Annotated in this window: 21 protein-coding genes; 6 read left to right on the top strand and 15 right to left on the bottom strand. The window is 59.9% G+C overall.

Going from position 1 to position 21,646, the window contains the following annotated elements; all coding sequences use genetic code 11:
• The first annotated feature begins 141 nt into the window (after positions 1–141).
• Both BUC08_RS18945 and BUC08_RS18940 read left to right on the top strand, forming a co-directional pair.
• Positions 142–936: an MlaA family lipoprotein gene (locus BUC08_RS18945; protein ID WP_224769703.1), complete on the top strand. Its 795-nt coding sequence runs from the start codon at positions 142–144 to the stop codon at positions 934–936.
• A complete protein-coding gene (locus tag BUC08_RS18940; RefSeq protein ID WP_028957010.1) occupies positions 926–1,519 on the top strand; it encodes an MlaC/ttg2D family ABC transporter substrate-binding protein in 594 nt (197 codons plus the stop codon). The genes BUC08_RS18945 and BUC08_RS18940 overlap by 11 nt, the downstream gene beginning before the upstream one ends.
• 37 nt (positions 1,520–1,556) lie before the next feature.
• On the opposite strand, the gene BUC08_RS18935 is transcribed toward BUC08_RS18940, so the two are convergent.
• Positions 1,557–3,749 carry a transglycosylase domain-containing protein gene (locus BUC08_RS18935; RefSeq protein WP_174861599.1) on the bottom strand — a complete coding sequence of 731 codons (2,193 nt, stop codon included), beginning with the start codon at positions 3,747–3,749 and terminating at the stop codon, positions 1,557–1,559.
• A gap of 258 nt (positions 3,750–4,007) precedes the next feature.
• On the opposite strand from BUC08_RS18935, the gene BUC08_RS18930 reads away from it, so the two are divergent.
• Positions 4,008–4,346, top strand: a complete 339-nt coding sequence (locus BUC08_RS18930) for a P-II family nitrogen regulator (protein ID WP_028957008.1) — start codon at positions 4,008–4,010, stop codon at positions 4,344–4,346.
• 28 nt (positions 4,347–4,374) lie between these two features.
• Entirely contained in the window at positions 4,375–5,715 is a 1,341-nt protein-coding gene (locus BUC08_RS18925) for an ammonium transporter (RefSeq protein ID WP_037928422.1), read from the top strand.
• 150 nt (positions 5,716–5,865) lie between these two features.
• Here BUC08_RS18925 and BUC08_RS18920 read toward each other — a convergent pair whose 3' ends face one another.
• The 3 genes from BUC08_RS18920 to smpB form a co-directional block, all read right to left on the bottom strand.
• Positions 5,866–7,050 carry an amino acid aminotransferase gene (locus BUC08_RS18920; RefSeq protein ID WP_037928418.1) on the bottom strand — a complete coding sequence of 395 codons (1,185 nt, stop codon included), beginning with the start codon at positions 7,048–7,050 and terminating at the stop codon, positions 5,866–5,868.
• Positions 7,050–7,904: a 3-mercaptopyruvate sulfurtransferase gene (sseA, locus tag BUC08_RS18915; protein WP_037928416.1), complete on the bottom strand. Its 855-nt coding sequence runs from the start codon at positions 7,902–7,904 to the stop codon at positions 7,050–7,052. Before sseA ends, BUC08_RS18920 begins: the two co-directional genes overlap by 1 nt.
• An 84-nt stretch (positions 7,905–7,988) precedes the next feature.
• Positions 7,989–8,468, bottom strand: a complete 480-nt coding sequence (gene smpB / locus BUC08_RS18910) for an SsrA-binding protein SmpB (protein ID WP_028957004.1) — start codon at positions 8,466–8,468, stop codon at positions 7,989–7,991.
• Between the two features lie 112 nt (positions 8,469–8,580).
• On the opposite strand from smpB, the gene BUC08_RS18905 reads away from it, so the two are divergent.
• A complete protein-coding gene (locus tag BUC08_RS18905) occupies positions 8,581–9,249 on the top strand; it encodes an SGNH/GDSL hydrolase family protein (protein WP_037928413.1) in 669 nt (222 codons plus the stop codon).
• On the opposite strand, the gene BUC08_RS18900 is transcribed toward BUC08_RS18905, so the two are convergent.
• A complete protein-coding gene (locus BUC08_RS18900; RefSeq protein WP_037928411.1) occupies positions 9,246–10,064 on the bottom strand; it encodes a sulfotransferase family protein in 819 nt (272 codons plus the stop codon). The two genes, BUC08_RS18905 and BUC08_RS18900, sit on opposite strands and share 4 nt — an antisense overlap.
• 144 nt (positions 10,065–10,208) lie before the next feature.
• Here BUC08_RS18900 and BUC08_RS18895 point away from each other — a divergent pair, with 144 nt between their 5' ends.
• The gene (locus BUC08_RS18895; RefSeq protein ID WP_037928408.1) at positions 10,209–11,786 is read left to right on the top strand and encodes a DUF5928 domain-containing protein; all 1,578 of its coding nucleotides are present in this window, start codon (positions 10,209–10,211) and stop codon (positions 11,784–11,786) included.
• A gap of 42 nt (positions 11,787–11,828) precedes the next feature.
• Here the strand turns inward: BUC08_RS18895 and BUC08_RS18890 are convergent, their stop codons facing one another.
• The 10 genes from BUC08_RS18890 to BUC08_RS18850 form a co-directional block, all read right to left on the bottom strand.
• The gene (locus tag BUC08_RS18890) at positions 11,829–12,518 is read right to left on the bottom strand and encodes a L,D-transpeptidase (RefSeq protein ID WP_037928406.1); all 690 of its coding nucleotides are present in this window, start codon (positions 12,516–12,518) and stop codon (positions 11,829–11,831) included.
• Between the two features lie 54 nt (positions 12,519–12,572).
• Positions 12,573–12,701 carry a hypothetical protein gene (locus tag BUC08_RS25145; RefSeq protein ID WP_263596502.1) on the bottom strand — a complete coding sequence of 43 codons (129 nt, stop codon included), beginning with the start codon at positions 12,699–12,701 and terminating at the stop codon, positions 12,573–12,575.
• 289 nt (positions 12,702–12,990) lie between these two features.
• Complete coding sequence (locus tag BUC08_RS18885) at positions 12,991–13,638, bottom strand: DUF1523 family protein (protein WP_037928403.1); 648 nt, start codon at positions 13,636–13,638, stop codon at positions 12,991–12,993.
• A gap of 13 nt (positions 13,639–13,651) precedes the next feature.
• Positions 13,652–13,930: a hypothetical protein gene (locus BUC08_RS18880; RefSeq protein ID WP_037928400.1), complete on the bottom strand. Its 279-nt coding sequence runs from the start codon at positions 13,928–13,930 to the stop codon at positions 13,652–13,654.
• Between the two features lie 3 nt (positions 13,931–13,933).
• Positions 13,934–15,298 (bottom strand): DUF6638 family protein, encoded by a 1,365-nt coding sequence (locus BUC08_RS18875; RefSeq protein WP_037928397.1) that lies wholly within the window; start codon positions 15,296–15,298, stop codon positions 13,934–13,936.
• Positions 15,295–16,008 carry a hypothetical protein gene (locus BUC08_RS18870; RefSeq protein ID WP_143186783.1) on the bottom strand — a complete coding sequence of 238 codons (714 nt, stop codon included), beginning with the start codon at positions 16,006–16,008 and terminating at the stop codon, positions 15,295–15,297. Before BUC08_RS18870 ends, BUC08_RS18875 begins: the two co-directional genes overlap by 4 nt.
• Positions 16,005–17,933 (bottom strand): AAA family ATPase, encoded by a 1,929-nt coding sequence (locus tag BUC08_RS18865; RefSeq protein WP_037928394.1) that lies wholly within the window; start codon positions 17,931–17,933, stop codon positions 16,005–16,007. The genes BUC08_RS18870 and BUC08_RS18865 overlap by 4 nt, the downstream gene beginning before the upstream one ends.
• Positions 17,934–18,003: 70 nt before the next feature.
• Positions 18,004–19,119: a hypothetical protein gene (locus BUC08_RS18860; RefSeq protein ID WP_037928392.1), complete on the bottom strand. Its 1,116-nt coding sequence runs from the start codon at positions 19,117–19,119 to the stop codon at positions 18,004–18,006.
• A 25-nt stretch (positions 19,120–19,144) separates the two neighbouring features.
• Complete coding sequence (locus BUC08_RS18855; protein ID WP_037928387.1) at positions 19,145–20,221, bottom strand: hypothetical protein; 1,077 nt, start codon at positions 20,219–20,221, stop codon at positions 19,145–19,147.
• A gap of 188 nt (positions 20,222–20,409) precedes the next feature.
• Complete coding sequence (locus BUC08_RS18850) at positions 20,410–21,642, bottom strand: aminopeptidase P family protein (protein WP_037928384.1); 1,233 nt, start codon at positions 21,640–21,642, stop codon at positions 20,410–20,412.
• Positions 21,643–21,646 lie beyond the last annotated feature (4 nt).

The raw sequence follows: 21,646 nt of genomic DNA, 5'->3' as shown, positions 1-21,646 counted from the left end.
ATTGCTATGCCCTTTCGGGCGTAAAGACTTTAGAGTCCCTGTCGCTGAACTGCCACAAAGATATAATTCGCATGTTACACGTCTGGGCATCGCCCATGAAAGTATTAGGTACGGTCTAAAGTTAAAAAACGGAGATTTCCATTGCCAGTTTATCGCTTCCTGCCCTCTGTGGCGCGCCTGCCGATTGTCGTACTGGCTCTGGCCCTTGTCTCAGCTTGCGCTGCGCCCGACCCTGCGGCGGTCAGCCGTGACGGCATTTATGACCCCAACGAGGCCAGGAACCGCAAGGTTCATGCGTTCAACCGCAGCCTGGACAAGGCTGTCTTGCGGCCTGCGGGGCGCGGCTATTCGCAGGCTGTCCCGGATGAGATCGAAGACAGCATCGGAAATTTTGCCACCAACCTGGCACAGCCCAGTGTCATGGTGAATTCGCTGCTGCAGGGTGATTTTCGCGGTGCGGGCCTGTCCACGGTACGGTTCCTGACCAACACGGTTCTGGGCTTTGGCGGGCTGGTCGATGCCGCCACCGAGTTCAACGTGCCCCAGCATGACACCGATTTCGGCGAAACGCTCTATGTCTGGGGCGTAGGTGAGGGGCCGTATGTCGAAATGCCGATCGTCGGCCCCGGAACCCGCCGGGACGCGGCGGGCCGTGTTGTCGATCTGTTTACCAACCCGCTGACCTATTCGCTGCCCAGCCCCGAGAAATATTACAGCACCGGCGCCAAACTGGCCTCGCGGCTGGGGGATCGTGGACGGTATTCCGAAACGGTCGATTCGATCCTGTACGAAAGTGCAGACAGCTATGCCCAAACGCGCCTGATCTATCTACAGAACCGGCGTTTTGAACTGGGGTCGGGTGACGGTGCCAGTGGCGGCGATCCATACTCTGACGACCCGTACTCTGACATTTACGAGGACCCATATGCTCAATAACCTGACACGACGCACATTCCTTGCAGCTTCCGGCGGTGCCCTTGTGGCCGGTCCGGTCTGGGCCCTGACCGAAGCACAGGCCCGCACGCTCGTTGACGGGCTGGTGGCCGAGATCAACCGGGTGATCGGTTCGGGCAAGTCCGAAGCGGCGATGATCGGCGATTTCAAGAATATCTTCGCCAAATACGGCGATGTGCCGATCATGGCCCAATATGCCCTGGGCGTGGACGGGCGCAGTGCGTCCGCGGCGCAGAAACGCCAGTTCGGCGATGTGTTCGCCGGCTATATCTCACGCAAGTACGGCAAGCGGTTCCGCGAATTCATCGGCGGCCGGATCGAGGTGAAATCCGCGCGCCAGATCAAGGCAGGCTACGAGATCAAGACAACGGCCTACCTGCGTGGCGAAGCGCCCTTTGAGGTCACTTTCCTGGTGTCGGACAAATCGGGACGCAACTTGTTCTACAACATGTTCATCGAAGGCGTGAACCTGCTGCTGACGGAACGCACCGAAATCGGTTCCCTGCTGGACCGCAACGGCGGCAATATCGACAAGATGATCGCAGACCTCGCCCGCATGGGCTGAGCCACAAATCGAATCGGTAACGCCCTTTCGGGGGGCGTTACCGCTCCCCGCCGTTGATTTTCGGCTGAGACGGCGGCGACGCGTTGCCACCACCACCCCCCAGAATGTCCCGCAGCAGGTTGTTGATGATGTTTTCAGTCGTCGATGGCCGCGGCTGTTCAACCGGTGTATCCACGACATGCTGTGCCCCGCGCGGCGCGTCCATCGGCAGCGGCGTGTCTGGCACACCTTCGTGCACACGCACCATGACCTCGCGCCAGATTTCTGCGGGCAACCCGCCGCCTGTGACCCCTGTCAGCGGCGTGTTGTCGTCGTAGCCCATCCAGACACCGGCCACATAGTTGCCAGTGAACCCAATGAACCACGCATCCCGCGCCGCTTGGGTTGTGCCGGTCTTGCCTGCAATCTCGCGTCCGCCGAATTGCGCCCGCGTGCCGGTGCCTTCGCTGACAACCTTTTCCATCATCCAGACCAGTTGACGCGCAGCCTCTTCCTGGATCACCCGCTCGCCGATCCCGCCACCGGTGCCCATCAGGGGTTCATCATCGCCCAGCAGGCGCAGTTCGGTCAGACCGTAGGGCGTGACCGACGATCCACCATTCAGAAAACCGGCATAGGCACCTGTCATCTCGATCAGCGTGCTTTCCGATGCGCCCAGCGCCAGCGCAGGCCCCGCTGCCAGATCGCTGTCGATGCCAAAGCCACTGGCGACACGCCGGACCAGATCGCGGCCCACATACTCTGAAATCTTCACGGCCGGAATGTTCAGCGATTCCTCAAGCGCCTTGGCCAGTGTCACGGTGCCCAGGTAACGGTTGGTATAGTTCTTGGGGGACCATGGGCCGGAACCGGGGATATTGATCGTCAAAGGTGCATCCTCGACGGTATCAAGCGGCGAATATCCCAGGTCCAGCGCGGTGGCATAAACGAATGGCTTGAAGGCCGAACCGGTCTGGCGCAGCGCCTGCGTGGCACGGTTAAAGGCACCGGCCACCTGGTTCTCGCGGCCCCCCACCATGGCGCGCACGGCACCGTCGGCGTCCATCACGACAATCGCGGCCTGCGCGTTGGAGCCCTCGCGGACCTTGTTTTCAAAGATCCACCGCAAGCCCTCTTCGGCTGCGCGTTGGATGCGTTGGTCCAGCGTGGTGCGGATGATCACGTCCTCGGTGGTTTGACGGGTAAAGAATTCGGGACCTGACGACATCACCCAGTCGGCGAAATACCCGCCCGCACGTGCCGCTGCGGCCTCGCTCAGTTCAGCCGGATTGGCCTGTGCGTCGGCGGCCTGGTCAGCGGTCAGATAGCCCTGTTCGTTCATCAGGCGGATGATCGTCGCCGCGCGGTTCTGCGACCGCGCCAGGTCGTTGGTGGGGGCAAAGCGGGTGGGCGCGACCAGCAGACCGGCCAGCATCGCGGCCTCGGCGGGGCTCACGTTGGCCGCCGACTTGCCAAAGTAACGCTGGCTTGCCGCCTCGAACCCACGGGCACCGGCGCCCAGAAAGGCGCGGTTCATGTAGATCGTCAGAATGTCATCCTTGGAATACTTGGCTTCCATCGCCATCGCATAGACGGCCTCGTAGATCTTGCGTTGCAGGGTCCCGCGACGGCACTCCTGTTCATATTCCTTCTCGGATTGCCCGGTGGTCGGATCATAGGGTGTGCCCAGGCACAGCAACTTTGCCACCTGCTGTGTGATGGTCGAACCGCCGTGCCCGTCCAGCGGGCCGCGTCCTTCACGCAGGTTGATGCGGATGGCGCTGGCGATGCCGCGCGGGCTGACACCGATGTGTTTGTAGAAACGCTTGTCCTCGGTGGCGACAATCGCGTGCAGAAGGTTCGGGGACACCGTTTTCGCGGTCACGACGCCGCCGAACTGGTCACCGCGCCACGCAAATGTAGCGCCCTGGTAGTCCTTGAGCGTCACCGAGCCGCGAGCGCGACCGTCCAACAACTCTTCGAGGTCGGGCAAGGTCGTGGCGGTATAGCCCACCCACAGGCCGATCACGACAACCAGGGCGAGCGTGCCGCGCCAGGTCACCGCCCAGAACAGGCGCACGATGAATCGGATGATCCACAGGAACAACCCGACAATGCCACCACGCCGGGGCGGCGACGGCTTGCGGCGTTTCACCGGGGGTTTGCGTGGTGTGGTCGGTTTTTTCCTGGAGGCGGCACCAGACCGTTTGTCTGCCACCAAAGGACGCTTGCCGCGTGTCGTGTTCTTCATCTAGACCCCTGCTCGGCCTTGTTTGTTTCGCACACAATACCTGTCTGCGCTCCGAGATACACGGGGAACTGTTCAGTTAAGGCCATCATTTTTTCGATTAATTTTTCATCGAAATATTAAATTTGCGCATTTTTTACGCACATATTGCGGATTCATCCGGTGCAAATGTGCGCCCGACCTTCCCCAAAAGCCCTGGGTTCCCTCTGTTGCCATCAGGAAAACGGCTGGAAATGCGGCCAAGCGACAAGGGGAAAATGCGTGAAACTGATCATAGCAACGATCAAACCATTCAAGCTGGAGGATGTCCGTCAGGCTCTGACCGAAGCAGGCGTTCGCGGCATGATGGTAACCGAGATCAAGGGCTTTGGCTCTCAGTCCGGCCATACCGAAATTTATCGCGGTGCTGAATACGCCGTGAACTTCGTGCCGAAGATCAAACTGGAAATCGTCGTTGATGCAGCGTCCGCCGATCAGGTGGTCGAGACCATCAAGAAAACGGCCCACACCGGCAAAATCGGTGATGGCAAGATTTTCGTGCTCGATGTCGAACAGGCCGTGCGCGTGCGCACCGGCGAAACAAACCAAGACGCGCTTTAACGCGATTGCAACCGGGGACATTCCAACAATGAAACGTACCGTAACCTTTACCCTTGCAGCCGCCGCGTCTGTCGCGCTGCTGCCGACGCTGGGCTTTGCCCAGGACGCAGAACCCGCAGTCGGCGTGAACGCGTCGACTGACACTGTCTATATCCTGAACTCGCTGTTGTTCCTTGTGGGCGGCTTCCTGGTGTTCTGGATGGCCGCAGGCTTTGCCATGCTCGAAGGCGGGCTTGTCCGCTCGAAGAACGTCACCATGCAGATGACCAAGAACATCGCGCTGTTCTCGCTGGCGGCGATCTTTTACTACCTGCTGGGCTATAACCTGATGTATCCCGGCGACGGCTGGAGCATTGACGGCGTTCTGGGCGCATTCGGCACTGCCGGGCTTGAGCCTGTGGGCGTTACGGCGGCCGATGCAGATGCATATGACTATGCCTCGACCGGTTCCGACTTTTTCTTCCAGCTGATGTTCTGCGCAACAACCGCGTCGATCGTTTCGGGCACCTTGGCCGAGCGCATCAAGCTGTGGCCCTTCCTGATCTTCACCATCGCCCTCACAGCCGTGATCTATCCGGTTCAGGCGTCGTGGAAATGGGGCGGCGGCTTCCTGGATGCCATGGGCTTCCTCGACTTCGCGGGTTCGACTGTCGTGCACTCGGTCGGTGGCTGGGCTGCTCTGGTTGGCGCGCTGATCCTGGGTCCGCGTATCGGCAAATACAAAGACGGCCGTACCATTCCGATGCCCGGTTCGAACCTGACACTGGCAACACTGGGTACGTTCATCCTGTGGCTGGGTTGGTTCGGCTTCAACGGCGGCTCGCAGCTGGCGATGGGCACCGTGGGCGACGTGGCTGACATCAGCCGTATCTTTGCAAACACAAACACGGCGGCTGCCGGTGGTGCCATCGCGGCGCTGATCCTGACGCAGATCCTGTACAAGAAGCCTGACCTGACCATGATCCTGAACGGCGCGCTGGCCGGTCTGGTGTCGATCACGGCCGAGCCGCTGACCCCCTCGCTGGGCGCGGCGACACTGATCGGTGCCATCGGCGGTATCATCGTGGTCTTTGCGGTACCCTTCCTGGACAAGCTGAAGATCGACGACGTTGTCGGCGCGATCCCTGTGCACCTGTTCTGCGGCATCTGGGGTACAATCGCGGTGGTTCTGACCAACTCGGACGCTTCGCTGGCGACACAGCTGTATTCGATCGTCGTGGTGGGTCTGTTCACCGTGATCGCATCGGGCATCGTCTGGTTCATCCTGAAAGTGGCCATGGGCATCCGTGTCTCGGAAGAGGACGAGATCACCGGTCTGGACATGGCGGAAATGGGCATGGAAGCCTATCCCGAATTCTCCAAAGGCTGAGGTCTCCTTCTTCCCACCGATCAGCCTTGAGAAAACAAGCCGGGCGCAGCGATGCGCCCGGCTTTTCTTTTGCAGAACGGCGGCACAGCCCGAACAAAAAAGGGCGGCCCCGCAGGACCGCCCTTTCAAATTTGCCACATCAGAGGTGGATCAGATGCCCGCGTCGACGATCGCCCGTGCCAGCACCGGAATTGTGTTTTCGTTCAGACCGGCGATGTTCATACGGCTGTCGCCCACCATGTAGATTCCATGATCCACCCGCAGTTTCTCAACCAGCTCGGGCGTGGTGCCCAGCCGCGAGAACATGCCGCGATGTTCGGCCAGAAAATCGAAGCGGTCCGAATTCGACAGACGTTTCAACTCACCCGCAAGCTGCTTGCGCAGGTTCAACATACCCAGGCGGACCTCTTCCAGCTCCGCCTGCCAATCGGCGCGCAGTTCATCGTCGGTCAGGATCATCGTCACCAGCCGTGCGCCGTGGTCGGGCGGGAAGCTGAAGTTCTGGCGGTTCAGGAAGGCCAGCGTGCCCTGGTTCAACGCCTGCGCTTCCGCATTCGCCGACACCAGCATCAGAATGCCGGTCCGTTCGCGGTAGATGCCAAAGTTTTTCGAGCAGCTTGCCGCAATCAGGCATTCCGGCACAGCCGCCGCCACTGCACGTGTGCCCGCCGCATCGGCGTCCAGACCGTCGCCAAAGCCCTGATAGGCGATGTCGATCATCGGCGTGGCACCGGTGGCTTGCAGCACCTTGATGACTTCGCCCCACTGGTCCATCGTCAGGTTGGCGCCGGTCGGGTTGTGGCAGCAGCCGTGCAACAGGATCACGTCGTCCTTGGTCGCGGTTTTCAGGTCCTCGATCATTGCGTCAAAGGACACGCTGCGCGTTTCGCTGTCGAAATAGCGGTAGGGCACGGCTTCGATGCCCAGGTATTTCAGAATCGACAGGTGGTTCGGCCATGTCGGATCAGATACGAACACCCGCGCCTTGGGGTTGGCCATCTGGACCAGTTCAAATGCCTGACGCACCGCGCCCGTACCGCCGGGGGTCGCCGCCGCCGCAACCGTGTTGCGCGGCACGGCATCGCCCAGAACCAGCTTGATCATCGCGTCCGAAAACGCAGGATCGCCAACGAGGCCTGTGTAGGTCTTTGTGTCCTGCTCTTGCCAAAGCTTGTGCTCGGCCGCCTTGACTGCGCGCATCACCGGCGTCAGGCCCGAGGCGTCCTTGTAGACACCCACACCAAGGTCGATCTTGGTGGTGCGCGGGTCTTCTTTGTATTGCGCCATCAGCGACAGGATCTTGTCAGGGGCCTGCGGCTTGAGAGTTTCGAACATCATGCGTCTCCGGTTGCGACGGGCACGGTGGGGAACATCCCCCACTCGGCCCAGGATCCATCGTAAAGCGACCATGCATCAACGCCGATGCGTTCCAGCGCCAGCGCCAGAACCGATGCGGTGATGCCCGATCCGCAGGTGGTGATCATCGGGCGGGACAGGTCGATGCCCGCTGCCTCGAAGACCGCACGCGAATCGGCGGGGGATTTCAGGGTGTTGTCGTCGTTCAAAAGCGTGTTGAACGGCACATTGCGCGATCCGGGGATATGCCCCGCCCGCAGGCCTTCGCGCGGCTCGGGCGCGTCACCACGGAAACGCGCGGCGCTGCGGGCGTCGACGATCTGCGCGTCGCCCAGCTTGGACGCCTGCGACACCTGCGTGACATCGCGCACCAGGTGGTTCTGGAAACGCACGGTCAGGTGGCGGTCCTTGACCACGGGCGGCAGATCCTCGACGGCGCGCCCTTCGGCCTGCCATTTGGGGAAGCCGCCGTCCAGAACGGCCACATTCTCGTGGCCCATCAGGCGGAACAGCCACCAGACGCGCGGCGCGGACATGATGCCGGCGCCGTCATAGACCACAACCTGATGGCCGTCGCCCACACCCATGGCCCGCATCCGGGACATGAATTTTTCCACCGGGGGCGCCATATGTGGCAGGTCGGACCGCGCGTCGGAAATATCGTCGATGTCAAAGAAACGCGCACCGGGAATGTGGGCCGCTTCATATTCGGCCTTGGGGTCGCGTTTGGCGTCGGGCAGATACCAGGACGCATCCAGAATCCGCAAATCCGGGTCCTTGATGTGCTTGGCCAGCCACTCGGTCGAGACAAGCGTTTTGGGGTCGTCAGACATGGGTGGCCTCCGTGCGTGAATAAACGTGTTTTCCCTACCCTCGCAGGGCCGTCTTCGCAAGACAGATCGCCGGAGACCGCGTTGTTAGCCGTGATCCTTGAGCAAGCGCGCCTTTTGACGGCTCCAGTCCCGCTTGGCGCTGGTTTCGCGCTTGTCGTGGTTCTTCTTGCCCTTGGCGATGCCGATCTTGATCTTGGCCATGCCACGATGATTGAAGTACAGCACCAAAGGCACCAGCGTCATGCCCTTGCGCTGGGTTTCATTCCACAGGTGCGACATCTGCTTGCGGCTGACCAGCAGCTTGCGGCGGCGGCGCTCCTCGTGGCGGAATGTCTTGGCCTGATCGTAGGGGGCGACATAGCTGTTCACCAGCCACAGCTCGCCATCCTCGACGGCAGCATAGCTTTCCGCGATGTTCGACCCGCCCTGACGCATGGATTTGACCTCGGACCCTTCGAGGATGATCCCGCATTCCAGGTCCTCCTCGATGGCATAGTCAAACCGTGCCCGCCGGTTCTCGGCGATCACTTTGTAATTCGGGTCTGCGTTCTTTACCTGTGCCATAGAATGGGGATGTAGGGCGAAGCGGCGCATTTCACAATATCGTCGCACCACATTCACAATTTCTCAGAACTGTGATGCAAAGAAGCGGTATATCTTGCACGAAGGAATCCCGATGAAACCGCTCTTGTTGATGGTCCTGATGCTGCTGTCCACGCCTGTGGGCGCGGATCAGGCGCGGATTCTGGCCATCGGAGATTCGTTTTTTGCCACCTATTCGCAGTCGGACCGGTCGATTCCCGACGTGGTTGCGCATGAACTGGGGCAGCGGGTGACGAACCGGTCGGTGATGGGCGCGCGGATGATCTACAAGCTGCCGCTGACCGGTGCGATGGGGTTCAATATCGCGCGCCAGTATCGGCCCGGCCCATGGAAATGGGTCATCATGAACGGCGGTGGCAATGACCTGTGGCTGGGCTGCAATTGTTCGCGCTGCGACCGCAAAATGACCAAGATGATTTCCAAGGACGGAACGCGCGGTGAAATTCCGTCATTGGTGTCCAAAATACGCAGCGGCGGTGCACAGGTGATCTATGTGGGATACCTGCGCAGCCCCGGGCGCGGGTCCCCGATCGAACATTGCCGCGACGAAGGGGACGAGTTGGACGCACGCATCGCGCGCATGGCCCAGCGCGATCAGGGTGTATGGTTCGTGCCGATGGCCGACATGGTGCCCTACGGCGACCGCTCTTTCCACGCCGCCGACATGATCCATCCCAGCTACAAAGGTGCTGCGGCGGCCGGCAAACGCGTGGCGAAAATCATTGCACAAACAGGCGGCTAGTCGCCCAGTTTCTTGTGGACTTCATCAAGGTCGATCTCGGCAATCGGCATCTTGTTGGCGGGGTTTTCAAAGTCGTATTTGAACACTTCGAAATCGCGCTTGTAGATTTCATAGACCAGATGCATCGACAGATCGTCAAAGTAATCCTCGACCGGGTGCAACCGCTTGGGGCCGTGCCCCTCGCTTTCGTTGAAGCGCGGAATCTCTGCCAAGTTCACCTTTTGTGGTGTCTCGATGGCATCCAGCACTTCTTGCATGCCTTCGTTGAATTTCTCGGTCCAGAAAATCTTGTCGTATCGCCCGCCATTCACGATGTAGGTCGACACGTGGCCTGACATCGCAGACCAGTGGATGTCCGGCTCCATCGGCTTGCGAAAGCGGATGGTGTCACGGGTGAACAGCAGGAACCGGCGAAAGCTGGCGATCTGGTCAAACTCTTGCTTGCCGTCGTCGCCGCCCACTTCGATCCCGTATTTCTGGATCAACAGGGGCACCAGGTTGCCGCGATACCGTTTGCCATTGCGCTGGATGCCACAGATCTTGTCGAAGAACGAAGACAGGATGCGGGTGTAGGGATTGCGCACGCAGGTGAACGCATAGGACGTGTGGTTTTGCACGTTCGCAGTGATCGGTGCCTGGCTGTCCTCCAGCGCCCATTTGTGCAGACCGCCCTGAGAGTCGTGAATGTCACCGTCGTAAAATTCACCATGATCCGAATAGTACATGATCTGACCAATGGTCGAACAGGCACATTTGGGCACCACGCGGTACACCACGCTTTCGCTTTCCGTCATCCACGTTCCGGGGAAACCCATACCTGTCGTCCTCTGATTCCCTGCTGTTTCAAATGGCAGCAGTTGTCTGTCGCAGCAAAAAAGCAAATAAATGCTGTTTATTCAATGACCCTTCACCTCTATCTAGGTAAACAACATCAGGTAAAGGGCTTGTAAATTTCCGGTATGGCCAAAATCGCCTATATATTGCTGTGTCACAAGGACCCCGATGCCATCATCAAGCAGGCGGAGCGTCTGACTGCGGCTGGCGACTATATGGCGATCCACTTTGACGCCTCGGCCAGTGTCGAACATTTCAGGACAATCCGCGCGGCGCTGGACGACAATCCCAACGTGGTTTTTGCCCACAAGCGGATCAAATGCGGCTGGGGGGAATGGTCGCTGGTGCAGGCGACGCTCTATGCGGTCGAATCCGCCGTCAAGGCATTCCCCCGCGCCACGCATTTCTACATGCTGTCGGGCGATTGCATGGCGATCAAATCCGCCGAATACACGCACCAGTTCCTGGACGACAACGACGCCGACTTTATCGAGAGCTTCGATTATTTCGAAAGCGACTGGATCAAGACCGGGATGAAAGAAGAGCGGCTGATTTACCGCCACTTCTTCAACGAACGCAGGCAGAAATGGCTGTTCTACACCAGCTATCATTTGCAAAAACGCTTTGGCCTGACCCGCGAGATCCCCGGCGACATCCAGGTGCAGATCGGCAGCCAGTGGTGGTGCCTGCGCCGCCGCACGGTGGAATGGGTGCTGGAGTTCACCAAGAAGCGCCGTGATGTCATGCGGTTTTTCCGCACCACCTGGATTCCCGACGAAACCTTCTTTCAGACCATCGTACGCCATGTGGTCCCAGAGAAAGAAATCCGCACCCGCACGCTGACGTTCCTGATGTTCACCGATTACGGCATGCCCGTCGTTTTCTATGACGACCATTACGACCTGTTGCTCAGCCAGGACTTTCTCTTCGCCCGCAAGATCAGCCCCGAAGCGCGCGATCTCAAGCGTCGCTTGGGGCTTTTGTATGCGGCAGAGGGGGTACACTTCCAGATTTCGAACGAAGGACGCAGCCTGTTCAAATTCCTCAGCGGGCGCGGCCGGATCGGGCGGCGCTTTGCCACGCGATTCTGGGAAACGGAATCAACGCTTGGCCGCGAGCGGGAACTGATGATCGTCATCTGCAAGAAATGGCATGTCGCCAAACGTGTGCTTGAGCGCATACGACAGGTCACCAACGTGCCTGCGATCGAGTACCTGTTCAACGAAGAGGACACACCGCTGCCGGATCTGGGCGGCATCCAGAAAACGCTGGGAAAACGTACCCGCCACAGGCGTGCGCTGATGCGGATGCTGTTTGATTATTACGAAACCGACCGGCTGATCGTGTGCATGGACCCGGGCGAGTTGGACCTGTTGCAGGATTTCGCAGGGGATCGGTCGATCACGCGCATGCTGGAAATCCAGTGCAAGTTTAGCGACGACTATCTGATCGGCCACGCAATGCGCGTCGGGCTGGCGGGCGAACAGACCAGCGCGGAAACACTGGAACGGCTGCTGCCCACGATCCGCAACGACATGGTGTTTGAAAGCGACCGCATCCGCGATGCCGAATTCGAGAACATGAGCCGGATGCGCGAGGGTGCCCCCGTCGATCAGAACGCCCGCGCCCTTGCGACCTTTCTGAGCATTGGCGAAGACAAGGGCCGCGAGATTGCAAACGCCGACTACCTGTTCGCGGACTGACGCGGCGCGCACAGGTCATCCCTGCGCGCACCGCGTATTGCTTTAATAAACCGCATCGGTCCCTTTGGGTTTCATCGAGGGCAACACGATCACATCTGCCCCGTGCAATGCGCGGTCATACAGGTGGATCACGTCCTGGTTCAGCATCCGGATACAGCCCGAGGACACGTTCCGCCCCAGTTCACGCGGATCGGCGTCGCCGTGGATGCGGTACAGTGTATCCACACCGTTTTCGAACAGGTACAGCGCCCGCGCGCCCATCGGGTTGCCCGGACCGGGGGGCATGCCGCCCTTGGCCACGGAATAGGGGGCCAGCTCGGGCTTGCGGGCAATCATTGTGGCGGGCACTTTCCACACCGGCCATTCACGGCGAAATTGCAACCGCGCAGTGCCTTCCCAGTCAAAGCCTGCGGCCCCCACGCTGACGCCATAGCGGGTCGCCTTTTCCGGGCTTTCGATGAAATACAGCATCGCGTCATCGGGATCGACGACGATGGTGCCACGGGCGTGTTGCGGCCACAGATTGGTGACCTCCTGTCGCCAATATTCGGGCTTCAGGACGCCTTCGGGCACCGCGGGCACAGGATAGGGTTCATCCGGGATCGCCTGATAAAAGGCAGGCAACGGCGGGATCACCGGCGCCGGAGCGGCCACCGGTGTGGGTTCGGGTTGGGTGCAGGCACCAAGGCCTGCTGCCACGCCATAGGCGACGAACATACGTCTGGTTAACATTTGGGGTATCCTTTGAACTGATCGGGGATGGCGCGGGCTGCGCCGGTGGTCCGGTCAGATCAGGCGCGGCGGGCCTTGCGGGGGCGGCTTTGGCACGCTGCTGCGCAACACCCGGTCCTGTGGCACGGGCACCTCGGCGTCACGGGCGGGCGCGTTCAGCGTCACGCCATCGTGCAAACGCATGTCCTGCGCACAGGGCGACCCCGGCAGCGTCGCCGTTTGCGCGGACGCTCGACCGATGCGGGCACCGCGGACACTTGCGATGCATCCGAGGCGCTTGCGTGCGCGGGTTGGGCCAATGTCGGATAGACAGTCGAAAACGCACCCCATGGCATCACCACGAGGACCGTCAAGGCCAGGAAAAGAGCGCGCAAAACCGTCATATCGCCCGAAATGGCGGATGCACCGCGTCAAGTCCACCCTTGGCGCGATCACATAGAGATGATCAACGCAACGGAACAGCCGATCATGTTTATTTTGACTTCCACGAATCCAGCCAGCGCGAGAACCGGCTGCGACGGTCGGCCATCGCATCGCCTGCGGCCTCCCAGTTGTCCTGCAATTCCTCCAGCCGCGGGTCGATCCGCGCCTGCCGGAAGCGGCGCCAGCGCACCCAGATGAAATAGACCACCATGAAGAACAGCGTCAGGATGAAGATATTCAGGAACGGAATGCCCTTGGACGCATCCGGCCCGTCCACCGGTGTGACCGAGATGGCGTTGGGAAAGATCGAGTAGAATTCGTTCCGCCAGCCATAATGCTTGATGATGGCATATTGCGGATTGGCCTTTGTCGATTTCAGATCCGCCGCTTCGGTCTGCAGGTTCTTGGTGTCGAACTTGAAATAGGGCGGCCAGCTCCAGCCAGTGTCTTCGTTGCGGTAAACGATCACCCGTCCGTTGGTGCGCACGGCCTGAATGAACAGAACATCGCGGTTGACCAGCGTGCCGTCGGTGCCCACATCGGCCTGCGCCCAGAACCAGCGGTTTTCGCCCGGATCAATGCGCTGCTCGAACGTATCCACGATCCGCACGATGTCCTTTTGCGGCAGGGTATAGTGGAAAAAGGCCGCCACAAAGACCCAGAACACGATGATGAAAAACCATTTGAGGTAGCGCATAGGGGGCCTCCGTTCAGGCGAAATTGGTCAGATAGATAATGACGCCCACCAGAACCGTGGGCACCACGTAGACGCCAAGGATCAGCTTGCGCCGCAAGGAATTGTCGTATTCGATCATGCCGATATCTACAAACGCCTCTTCGGTCTGTTCGGCCACACCGGCCAGCGCCTGTTCGCGCCATTCCGCCCGCAGCTTGCCTTTGCGCACGCTGCGCGAATAGAGCGACAGGGCGATATAGATGATCGTCAGCACCACAAAGCCGATACCGATCAGACGAAGCAAGGCGAACATGGTCTATCTCCTGACTGCGCCCCAGGGGCCAACGCGGGCGATCAGATCGTCCATCGTCTGCGGCTGGGTGCGGGTGGCGGAAACGGGCGGCTCTTCCATCGGCGCGTCATGGCCGAACAGCGCATCGCGCGTGCCGACCTTGTCCGCCTGATATTCGGCCGCGAGATACTGCGCGACATATTCCTTCTTGGGTTCGGGCCAGCGGGCATAGGTGTCATAGAACAACTGCTTGTGACAGATGAACAATTGGCGGACGTCCTTTGGGGTGAGCTCGGCCAGCATCATGTTGACCAGATCGGCATCGGCATGCGCCGCCGCCCGCAGCGTGTAGAAATAGGCCGGATGGTCCGAGGTGATGCGCGGCCACGCGCCGCCGTTCTCGGCCCAGTTGACCAGTGACGCCAGCGCGTGAAATTCCTCGGGCAGGTGTTCGGCATGGTTGCGCGCCAGCCGCCGCATGTCGGCGCGGGTGGTCCCCGACAGGTCGACGCCCGCCGAGGTGACCGCATCGACCAGAATGAAATCCATCTTCTGGCGCAGGATCGCGGCGGAATCGATGCCCCGCGCCGCCACGATGGGTTCGGCCAGCCCGTTCAGTTCCAGAAACCGCGCGATCTGGTTGCGCTGGGTGGTCTCGAACACATGCTTGATGGGCAATTCACCCAGTGCTGCGGCATCCCCACTGGCAATCACCGCCGGATGCTCGACCTTCTGGAACACGTAGAGCCCGCCAAAATGCGCCGTCCAGAAATTGCCCTGCTCGAACCGCGTTTTTTTCAGCTTCACCGGGTTGCGGGTCACGTCACCGGTTTGCGCAGCCAGGCCGATCATCTCGGCGATCAGCACATCGTCAAACCACGCGTCTTCGCCTTCCAGAAATCGGTCAACCTTGCCCGCCAGTTTTTCGGCATTGCGCACGGTGCCTGCGGTGGTGTCCGCATCAATGCTGATCGCGCGAATGTCGAACAGGCGCTGCGGGTTGGACACGTCATAAACCGAATTCACCAGCTCGCCCGCCACCGCATCCCGTGCGGTCAGCGCAAACAGCGCCGCCTCGTTGTCCTCGATGAACCGCCGCAGGATGGTGCGCGAGGTCGAGAATTTCGCATCCAGAAGCGGCGCGCGCTTCTGGTCGGTGCTGAGCAGGATAAACTGCCGGTTCACGCCGCCCTTGTTCAGGTACAGCGGATCGCCCAGATCGGCGCCCACTTCGGGGGAAAAGCCGGACAGGTCGATGTAGAAATCGCTCAGCGTGGTACGCTTGCCGGTCAGATGCTCCAGCGCGCGGTTATAGCGTTCCACCAGCGCGGGGCTGGTGACAGGGTAGAGGTTGCCAAACATGAGGCCGAGGCGGATGAGGCGGTTCATTTTCTTTGTGCCTCTAAAATATCAGCAATGACTTCGGCGTCAGCTATAACCTCGTCGCTTATTGCTTCCTCGGCGGCCACCTCACCGTGGGCCACCTTATTTCTTAGCTCTCTAAGGAATCTATATTTCATCCAATTCTCAGAATGAGAGTTAGACGGCTCTGCCAACATTTCCCGAGCGTACCCGTCGAGATTTCCTTGGCGCAACATGTTGCGACCGACAATCGCTTTTTCGATACGTATCCAAAGTGCAAAGAACTCTCCTAATTTAGTTGTAGCCCGCGTATTTGAAAACGAAAATGACACTTCAAAAAGCGAGTTGAACAATTGCTCGGCTATCTCTGCGTAAGCTTCAACTTTTGCTCGCTCAACGGTAAGCCCATCCCCCTGATGATACAGTTGGTTTCTAAGCCGATGAAACCACTCTACTTCACCTAAGTTCAGGCCGATTACTTTCGCAGCAGCATGTGTTTCCAAGCCATCAAGCAGGTCTGGAAATGTCGCAGAGTAAGCGTCTCTTTGCTTGCGTGAAATCTCTACAGCCGTGATTCTCTTGGGTAAGGAAAGAAATGTCTTTGCCGTAAGCTCCACTGCATTGTCTATACATATCATTGCAAGTCGGCGGTTGGAATCAGTGTCTTCCGACAATAATGAAAAGCCATGCTTGAGGATTTCAGCCGGCCCAGTGCACCAATGCGGTAAATTCTTCACCCTTTCCCCTCCAAATACCGCTTCTTCGCCGCTTCCTGCCGCCCAAACTCCCGCACCATCGCGTCAATCGCCACCTCGTCCGACTTGTCCGCATAGCGGAACTCGGAATCCGCATAGCGGTTGATCTCTTGTATCACCATTTCCACGGTGATCGGCTGGCGCAGCTCGGCGATCATGTCCTTCTTGGCGTCATAGCTTTTGAACAGGAACAGCTCGGGGTTCTCCATCCACTCATCCGGCAGTTCAAAATCCATCGCCCGCACCTTGACCGCGTCGGTGATGTTCTTGATCGCACGGCCCGTGAACCGCTCATCCGCCTCCTGAATGCCTTTCAGATAGGTCCCCAGCTTGGCAATCGTGTCCAACTCGCCGATCTGGTCGTGCACGCGGTCAAACACCTGCATCAACCCCGCCTCGTGCGGGCGGCTGTGGCTTTCAAAGGATGCGGCCACGGCCTTCTTGATCTCCTGCGCCGAGAACACCTCGTGTGCGCCGACCGGAATATCGTGGTTCTTGCCCATCAGCAGGTACAGGATGTCGATGTAATCCTCGCGCGTTTGCGGCCCGTCCACCAGAAACCGCGCGCCTGCCCGCTGGCGCAGGGCATCGTCGACGTTCTCGGGATAGTTCGAGAACATGCCAAAGGTGCAGTTGCCCCGCACCACGGTGTTGGCCCCGGCAAAGCTTTCCATCAGCACCGCCGTGATCTCAAGCTGCCCCGCGCTGGACTGCCTGTCGCCGCGTTTGCCGGCAAGCTGGTCGATGTCGTCGATGGTGCCAAAGCCGATGGCATTGGAGTCGATGATTGTGTTGATAAACGCCTTGGCGTTCTGGCCCGACTTGCCCTGATAGCTGTCGATGTTGTCGGTGCTCAGGTTCTGATAGCGGAAGGGATAGCCCGCAACCGCGCAATAATCGTTGATCAGCCCCGCCATCATCTGGATCAGCGTCGTCTTGCCCGTGCCCGGCTTGCCATCGCCCATAAAAGTAAAGATGAACCCGCCCAGTTCGGCAAAGGGGTTCAGCTTGCGTTCAAAGTCATAGGCCATCAGCATCTTGGCCAGCTTCATCGCCTGATATTTGGCGATATGGTTGCCCACGACCTCGTTGGGTTTCTTGAAGGTCATCGTCAGCTTGGTCGATTTCGCCTTGGTCGCGGGGGTAAAGCCCGCAATGGTGAAATCATCCGCCTCGACCCGCCAGACGGCGTTGGTAAAGCCGGACAGGCGCGGGGCCTCTTGCGCGCGCAGGGCGACCTTTTCCATCAGCGCCTCGGCAAAAGCGGCAACCGTCGCCACCAGACGCGCGTCGTCGGTGGCGTGGGCGGCGATGTCCTGATCCAGCTCCCACAGCGCACCGTGCAGGGCGGTCTGGCCGTTGTCGGTCAGCATTTCCTGCACATCGCCCACTTCGACGGTCACTTCGGACTGGTGCGAAGACATGAGGTACGCAGTGGCATTGCCAAACACATAAAGCGTGACCAATGCCTCGCCCGCCAGCAGCTCCGAAAACTCGACTTTGCGCGCGTCGGGCAAATTGCCCTCAAGGTTCGCACGTTTCAAATCCCCCAGCCCCGACACGTCGGCGTAATTCTCGGCCACCGCCAAGGCGATGGAAATCGCCCGCCGCAGCCCGTTCAGCACAGTCGCCTGCAAGGGCGACATCAGCGCATCGTCCTCCCCCTCGACCCGCGCGATCAACTGCACCGCACCCGTCACCGTGCTGCGCCGTGTCACCAGGCCGGGTGTCGTGGTACGAAACCGCCGCCGCGTGCCGATGCCGGATGACGCCTCTTGCTGCGGGGCCTCGGCCGCCTTGCCAATCCGCGGCGCGTGGTCGAATCCCTGCAACATCGCCAGGGCCATCGCGTAATGCGCGGTGATCTCTTCCTCACGCAGCTCCATCTGGTCGGCTGTCTGGCTCATCTCGTTTCCTCAATCTTCATCTTGCAAAATAAACTCCCCCCGGAGGGCCGGAGCGCCAAAAACGCCCCGATTAGTACCGAAGCACACGCCCCGCATCGCTGACCACGAACTTGGCTACTGACCGGAACCCCGGCGGGTTCAATTCTTCCAACACCTGATAGGGCCGCTGAGGCAGGATGATGCTGCGTTCCATCCGCGTGGTGCCCGTATCGGCGCCGCGCCCGGCAAAGGGGTCCAGCTTGAATATCTCGCGCTCGACGGACGAAAACCAGCCTGCGCGCTCTTCAACCACGCGGTCAGATTGCAAATCTTCCTCGGTCCAGACCAGCGCCCAGTCCTGCCCGTCCGGCGCACGCGCCTGTGACAGCACGTCGCCAATCGGCCCCGACTGTTTGGTGAACGCATCCGAATACATCGGCCCCACGTGAAACCGACGCAGACGTTTGGGGTGCAGGTCGTTGAAATCCTCGTCAAAGCCCTTGGCGATGGTCATCAGTTTTAGCCCCCCCAGCGACTGCGCCATCAGGTGCGCCTGCACCTCGGGCCAGCGGCGCTGATCCTTGGGCAGGGCAGTGCGGCCCGTGTCCTCAAGCTCCATCATGTAGATCACCGGCAGGTTCACCTGGCTGTCATACACCGCCCAGTGCATACGGAACCGCCGCCGTTCGCCCATGTTGCCCAGCCAGTCGATCGCCGGATCATTGCGCGGCCAGAACAGTTTGCCCTTGAGCAGTTCCTCGTAATACAGCCGTTGCGACAGCGCGAATTGCAGCTTGGTCGGCACCGTGCGTTCGCCCAGGATCACCTGCACCATCTGCGTCTTCAGCTCAGCCGCCGAGGGCATGCCCAACAGGTGTTTCTCGGCCTGTTGCGCGTCCGATGCCATGGTGATCAGCTCGTCCGCCGTTGGAAAGCCGCTTTCGGTGGCGTCGATGGCAAGCGATCCAAAGAACCGCCCGGTATCGCGCCCGACCAACAGGTATTTCAGGCTGAGCGCCTTGAACGTATAGTTCAGCGCCGCGGCATAGCCGACAAGGATGTTCACTTCGTCACGGGTCAGCGTGCCTTCGGCCTCCATCACGCCCGCGACGCGGGTCATGTGGGCCATGATCCCCTCGAACTTGCGGAAATAGCGGCGCGAGGCGAAAAGGTCGGTCAGGCCGACGGTGTCATTCAGGGCGGTCATTGCTCAGGCTGTCCTTTTCGCCCGCTCACCCGCCATACGCATTGCTGTCGTGCTTTTTCACGATGGCCTCAAACCGGCGGGCAAAGCGTTCGTCAGCCTTGGCCTTTTGTTCCAGCACGTCGCGGGCAAAGACCATGTGATCCTCGTGCGCCTCAAGCATGTCGGCCATCCGCGCGTTGGTGGCAGCACCGATACCGGCCATGGCGGTTTGTGCCTCCTGGTCGGTTTTCACGCCGATTTCGTTGATGCGGTGTGCCACGTCCTGCTGTTGCGCCGTCTTCAGCGATTTGGTCAACGCGTCGTACAGAACCACACGCTGCTTGGTGTCTGTTTGCAGCTTGTTGATCAGCACCATCTGCGTCGCTGCCTGGTTTTGCAGCGAGTCGATCCAGGTTTTGCCTTTTTCGATATAGCGTTCCAGCGTCTGACTTTTGGCCAGCTTGACCTGTTCGGTCTGCACCATCTGGTTGTACTGGCTGTTCAGATCGGCCAGTTCGGTCTCCAGCTTGGTCCGCTTTGCCGCATCTGTTTCCGACGCGATCTGGTTTTCCAGACCGATGATTTTCGGGTCCATCGCCTTGATGTCGTTTTGCAGCGCGGTCAGTTCCTGCACCGTGAATTCACGCTCGTCCAGCGTTTCGGTCAGGTTGCTCTCGACCTTGACCTTTTGCTCTTCCAGCATGTTCAACTGCCCTTGCAGCAATTGCACGATGACGTCCGATTTGGAGATCAGGTCCTGCAGCTTGTCGTCGATCGACGCCGCACGTACCCGTTCCTGACGCATGCTGTCGGATTTGCCGCGCGAGAAGATGCCGACAAAGCTTTCCCAGCCCGTCTTGTTGCGCATCTCGTCAAAGTCTTTGGAGAAGGCCGAGGTCACATCGTCCAGACCCATGATCAGCTCGGCGATGTTCGCGTTCATCACGTCGGTGTGGGCGTGCACGTCTTCCAGCGTGGCGTTCTCGATGTCGATCATCGCGTCGTCGCCGGCCTTCAACTTGGCGCGGGCGGTTTCGATGCGGCTTGTCAGCTCGCTGATCTTGGCCTGTGCTTCGGCCACCTGGCTTTGGGACTCGCGCACCTGTGCATCAAAGTTCGCCATCAAATTCTCCCTCGTATCAATGTGTTGCCATCTATATAGGCAATGTTACTTGCATTTACATCAGGCAGAAGCCCGATTTTGCAAAAACTCTCGCAAATCCGGCGTTCAAAGGAAAGAACCAAGCGTGTCTGCACGCGGTAAAGCGCAAGGCCAGAGCAGGCCTTGCGCCTTTTCGCAGGGGTATCGACCTAACCGACCACGTTAAAGTCCGGGCCATATGGGTATTTTGTAATATCCTCGGCACCGTCTTCGGTGATGATCAAAATATCATGCTCGCGGTATCCGCCCGCACCCGGAGCACCTTGCGGCAAGGTCAGCATCGGCTCCATCGAGATCACCATGCCCGGCTCGATCACCGTGTCCACATCCTCGCGCAGTTCCAGCCCCGCCTCGCGGCCATAGTAATGTGACAGCACGCCGAACGAATGGCCGTAACCAAACGTGCGATATTGCAGCAAGCCGCGTTCTGCGAAGAAATCGTTGATCGCATGCGTGACCTCGGCGCAGGTGGCGCCGGGTTTCAGCAGGCTCATGCCATATTCATGCGCAGCGACGTTCGCCTGCCAGATCGCCAGCGATGCATCGTCGACCTCGCCCACGAACATCGTGCGTTCCAGCGCGGTGTAATAGCCCGAGATCATAGGAAAGGCGTTCAGCGAAAGGATATCGCCGTGCTCCAACTGTCGCGATGTGACTGGGTTGTGCGCTCCATCGGTGTTCAGGCCGGATTGGAACCAGACCCATGTGTCGCGGTATTCTGCGTCGGGAAACCGGCGGGCTATTTCCAACTCCATCGCATCGCGGCCGGCCATGGCCACGTCAATCTCGCGCGTGCCCGCGCGTACCGCATCGCGGATGGCATAGCCGCCCACATCGGCCACAGCCGCGCCCGCGCGGATCAACTCCAACTCGGCGGCGCTTTTGTGCATCCGCTGACGCATCGTCGCCGGGGCAATGTCCACCACCTGTGATGGCGAGAGGAAGGCCAGCAACTTGCGGTGCTGGTCCAGCGTCAGGTGATCGCCCTCGAACCCGACCACCGCGCCGGTGCCCGCCACATGTGCCACCGCCCGCCAAAAGTTGTCGCGGGTCCAGTCGGTGTAGGTAATCGCGTCGCCATGGCAACGCCGCCACGGCTGGCCCGCATCAATGCCCGCCGAAATGGTCACCACCTGCGTATCCGTCACGACCAACGCATAGGGACGCCCGAACGAACAATAGGTGAAGCCGGAGTAATAGGACACGTTGTGCATCGAGGTCAGAACGGCGGCCGATGTACCTGCTTGCGCCATGATCGCCCGCAGGCCGGCGATACGCGCGTCATATTCAGCACCTGCGAAATGCAAGGGTGCCTTGGTGCCATTGTGCACGCGGTGGAAATCAGGGCGCGCAGTGGTTGGGATTGGGTTTTGAATGGTCATGTCA

Origin of the sequence: Pseudosulfitobacter pseudonitzschiae (genome assembly GCF_900129395.1) — a bacterium.
In the GTDB taxonomy this organism is placed as follows: Bacteria; Pseudomonadota; Alphaproteobacteria; order Rhodobacterales; family Rhodobacteraceae; genus Pseudosulfitobacter; species Pseudosulfitobacter pseudonitzschiae.
The sequence above is the reverse complement of the archived record's forward strand: the minus strand, read 5'-3'. Positions and strand labels throughout refer to the sequence as shown.

Excerpts from the sequence above, each read along its gene's own strand:
- BUC08_RS18925 (WP_037928422.1), top strand. The coding sequence starts at position 4,375 with ATGAAACGTACCGTAACCTTTACCCTTGCAGCCGCCGCGTCTGTCGCG.
- BUC08_RS25145 (WP_263596502.1), bottom strand. The coding sequence starts at position 12,701 with ATGCGTTTGCACGATGGCGTGACGCTGAACGCGCCCGCCCGTGACGCC.
- BUC08_RS18885 (WP_037928403.1), bottom strand. The coding sequence starts at position 13,638 with ATGCGCTACCTCAAATGGTTTTTCATCATCGTGTTCTGGGTCTTTGTG.
- BUC08_RS18940 (WP_028957010.1), top strand. The coding sequence starts at position 926 with ATGCTCAATAACCTGACACGACGCACATTCCTTGCAGCTTCCGGCGGT.
- BUC08_RS18865 (WP_037928394.1), bottom strand. The coding sequence starts at position 17,933 with ATGAGCCAGACAGCCGACCAGATGGAGCTGCGTGAGGAAGAGATCACC.
- BUC08_RS18875 (WP_037928397.1), bottom strand. The coding sequence starts at position 15,298 with ATGAACCGCCTCATCCGCCTCGGCCTCATGTTTGGCAACCTCTACCCT.
- sseA (WP_037928416.1), bottom strand. The coding sequence starts at position 7,904 with ATGTCTGACGACCCCAAAACGCTTGTCTCGACCGAGTGGCTGGCCAAG.
- BUC08_RS18860 (WP_037928392.1), bottom strand. The coding sequence starts at position 19,119 with ATGACCGCCCTGAATGACACCGTCGGCCTGACCGACCTTTTCGCCTCG.
- BUC08_RS18905 (WP_037928413.1), top strand. The coding sequence starts at position 8,581 with ATGAAACCGCTCTTGTTGATGGTCCTGATGCTGCTGTCCACGCCTGTG.
- BUC08_RS18880 (WP_037928400.1), bottom strand. The coding sequence starts at position 13,930 with ATGTTCGCCTTGCTTCGTCTGATCGGTATCGGCTTTGTGGTGCTGACG.
- BUC08_RS18850 (WP_037928384.1), bottom strand. The coding sequence starts at position 21,642 with ATGACCATTCAAAACCCAATCCCAACCACTGCGCGCCCTGATTTCCAC.
- BUC08_RS18890 (WP_037928406.1), bottom strand. The coding sequence starts at position 12,518 with ATGTTAACCAGACGTATGTTCGTCGCCTATGGCGTGGCAGCAGGCCTT.
- BUC08_RS18920 (WP_037928418.1), bottom strand. The coding sequence starts at position 7,050 with ATGTTCGAAACTCTCAAGCCGCAGGCCCCTGACAAGATCCTGTCGCTG.
- BUC08_RS18935 (WP_174861599.1), bottom strand. The coding sequence starts at position 3,749 with ATGAAGAACACGACACGCGGCAAGCGTCCTTTGGTGGCAGACAAACGG.
- BUC08_RS18895 (WP_037928408.1), top strand. The coding sequence starts at position 10,209 with ATGGCCAAAATCGCCTATATATTGCTGTGTCACAAGGACCCCGATGCC.
- smpB (WP_028957004.1), bottom strand. The coding sequence starts at position 8,468 with ATGGCACAGGTAAAGAACGCAGACCCGAATTACAAAGTGATCGCCGAG.
- BUC08_RS18900 (WP_037928411.1), bottom strand. The coding sequence starts at position 10,064 with ATGGGTTTCCCCGGAACGTGGATGACGGAAAGCGAAAGCGTGGTGTAC.
- BUC08_RS18855 (WP_037928387.1), bottom strand. The coding sequence starts at position 20,221 with ATGGCGAACTTTGATGCACAGGTGCGCGAGTCCCAAAGCCAGGTGGCC.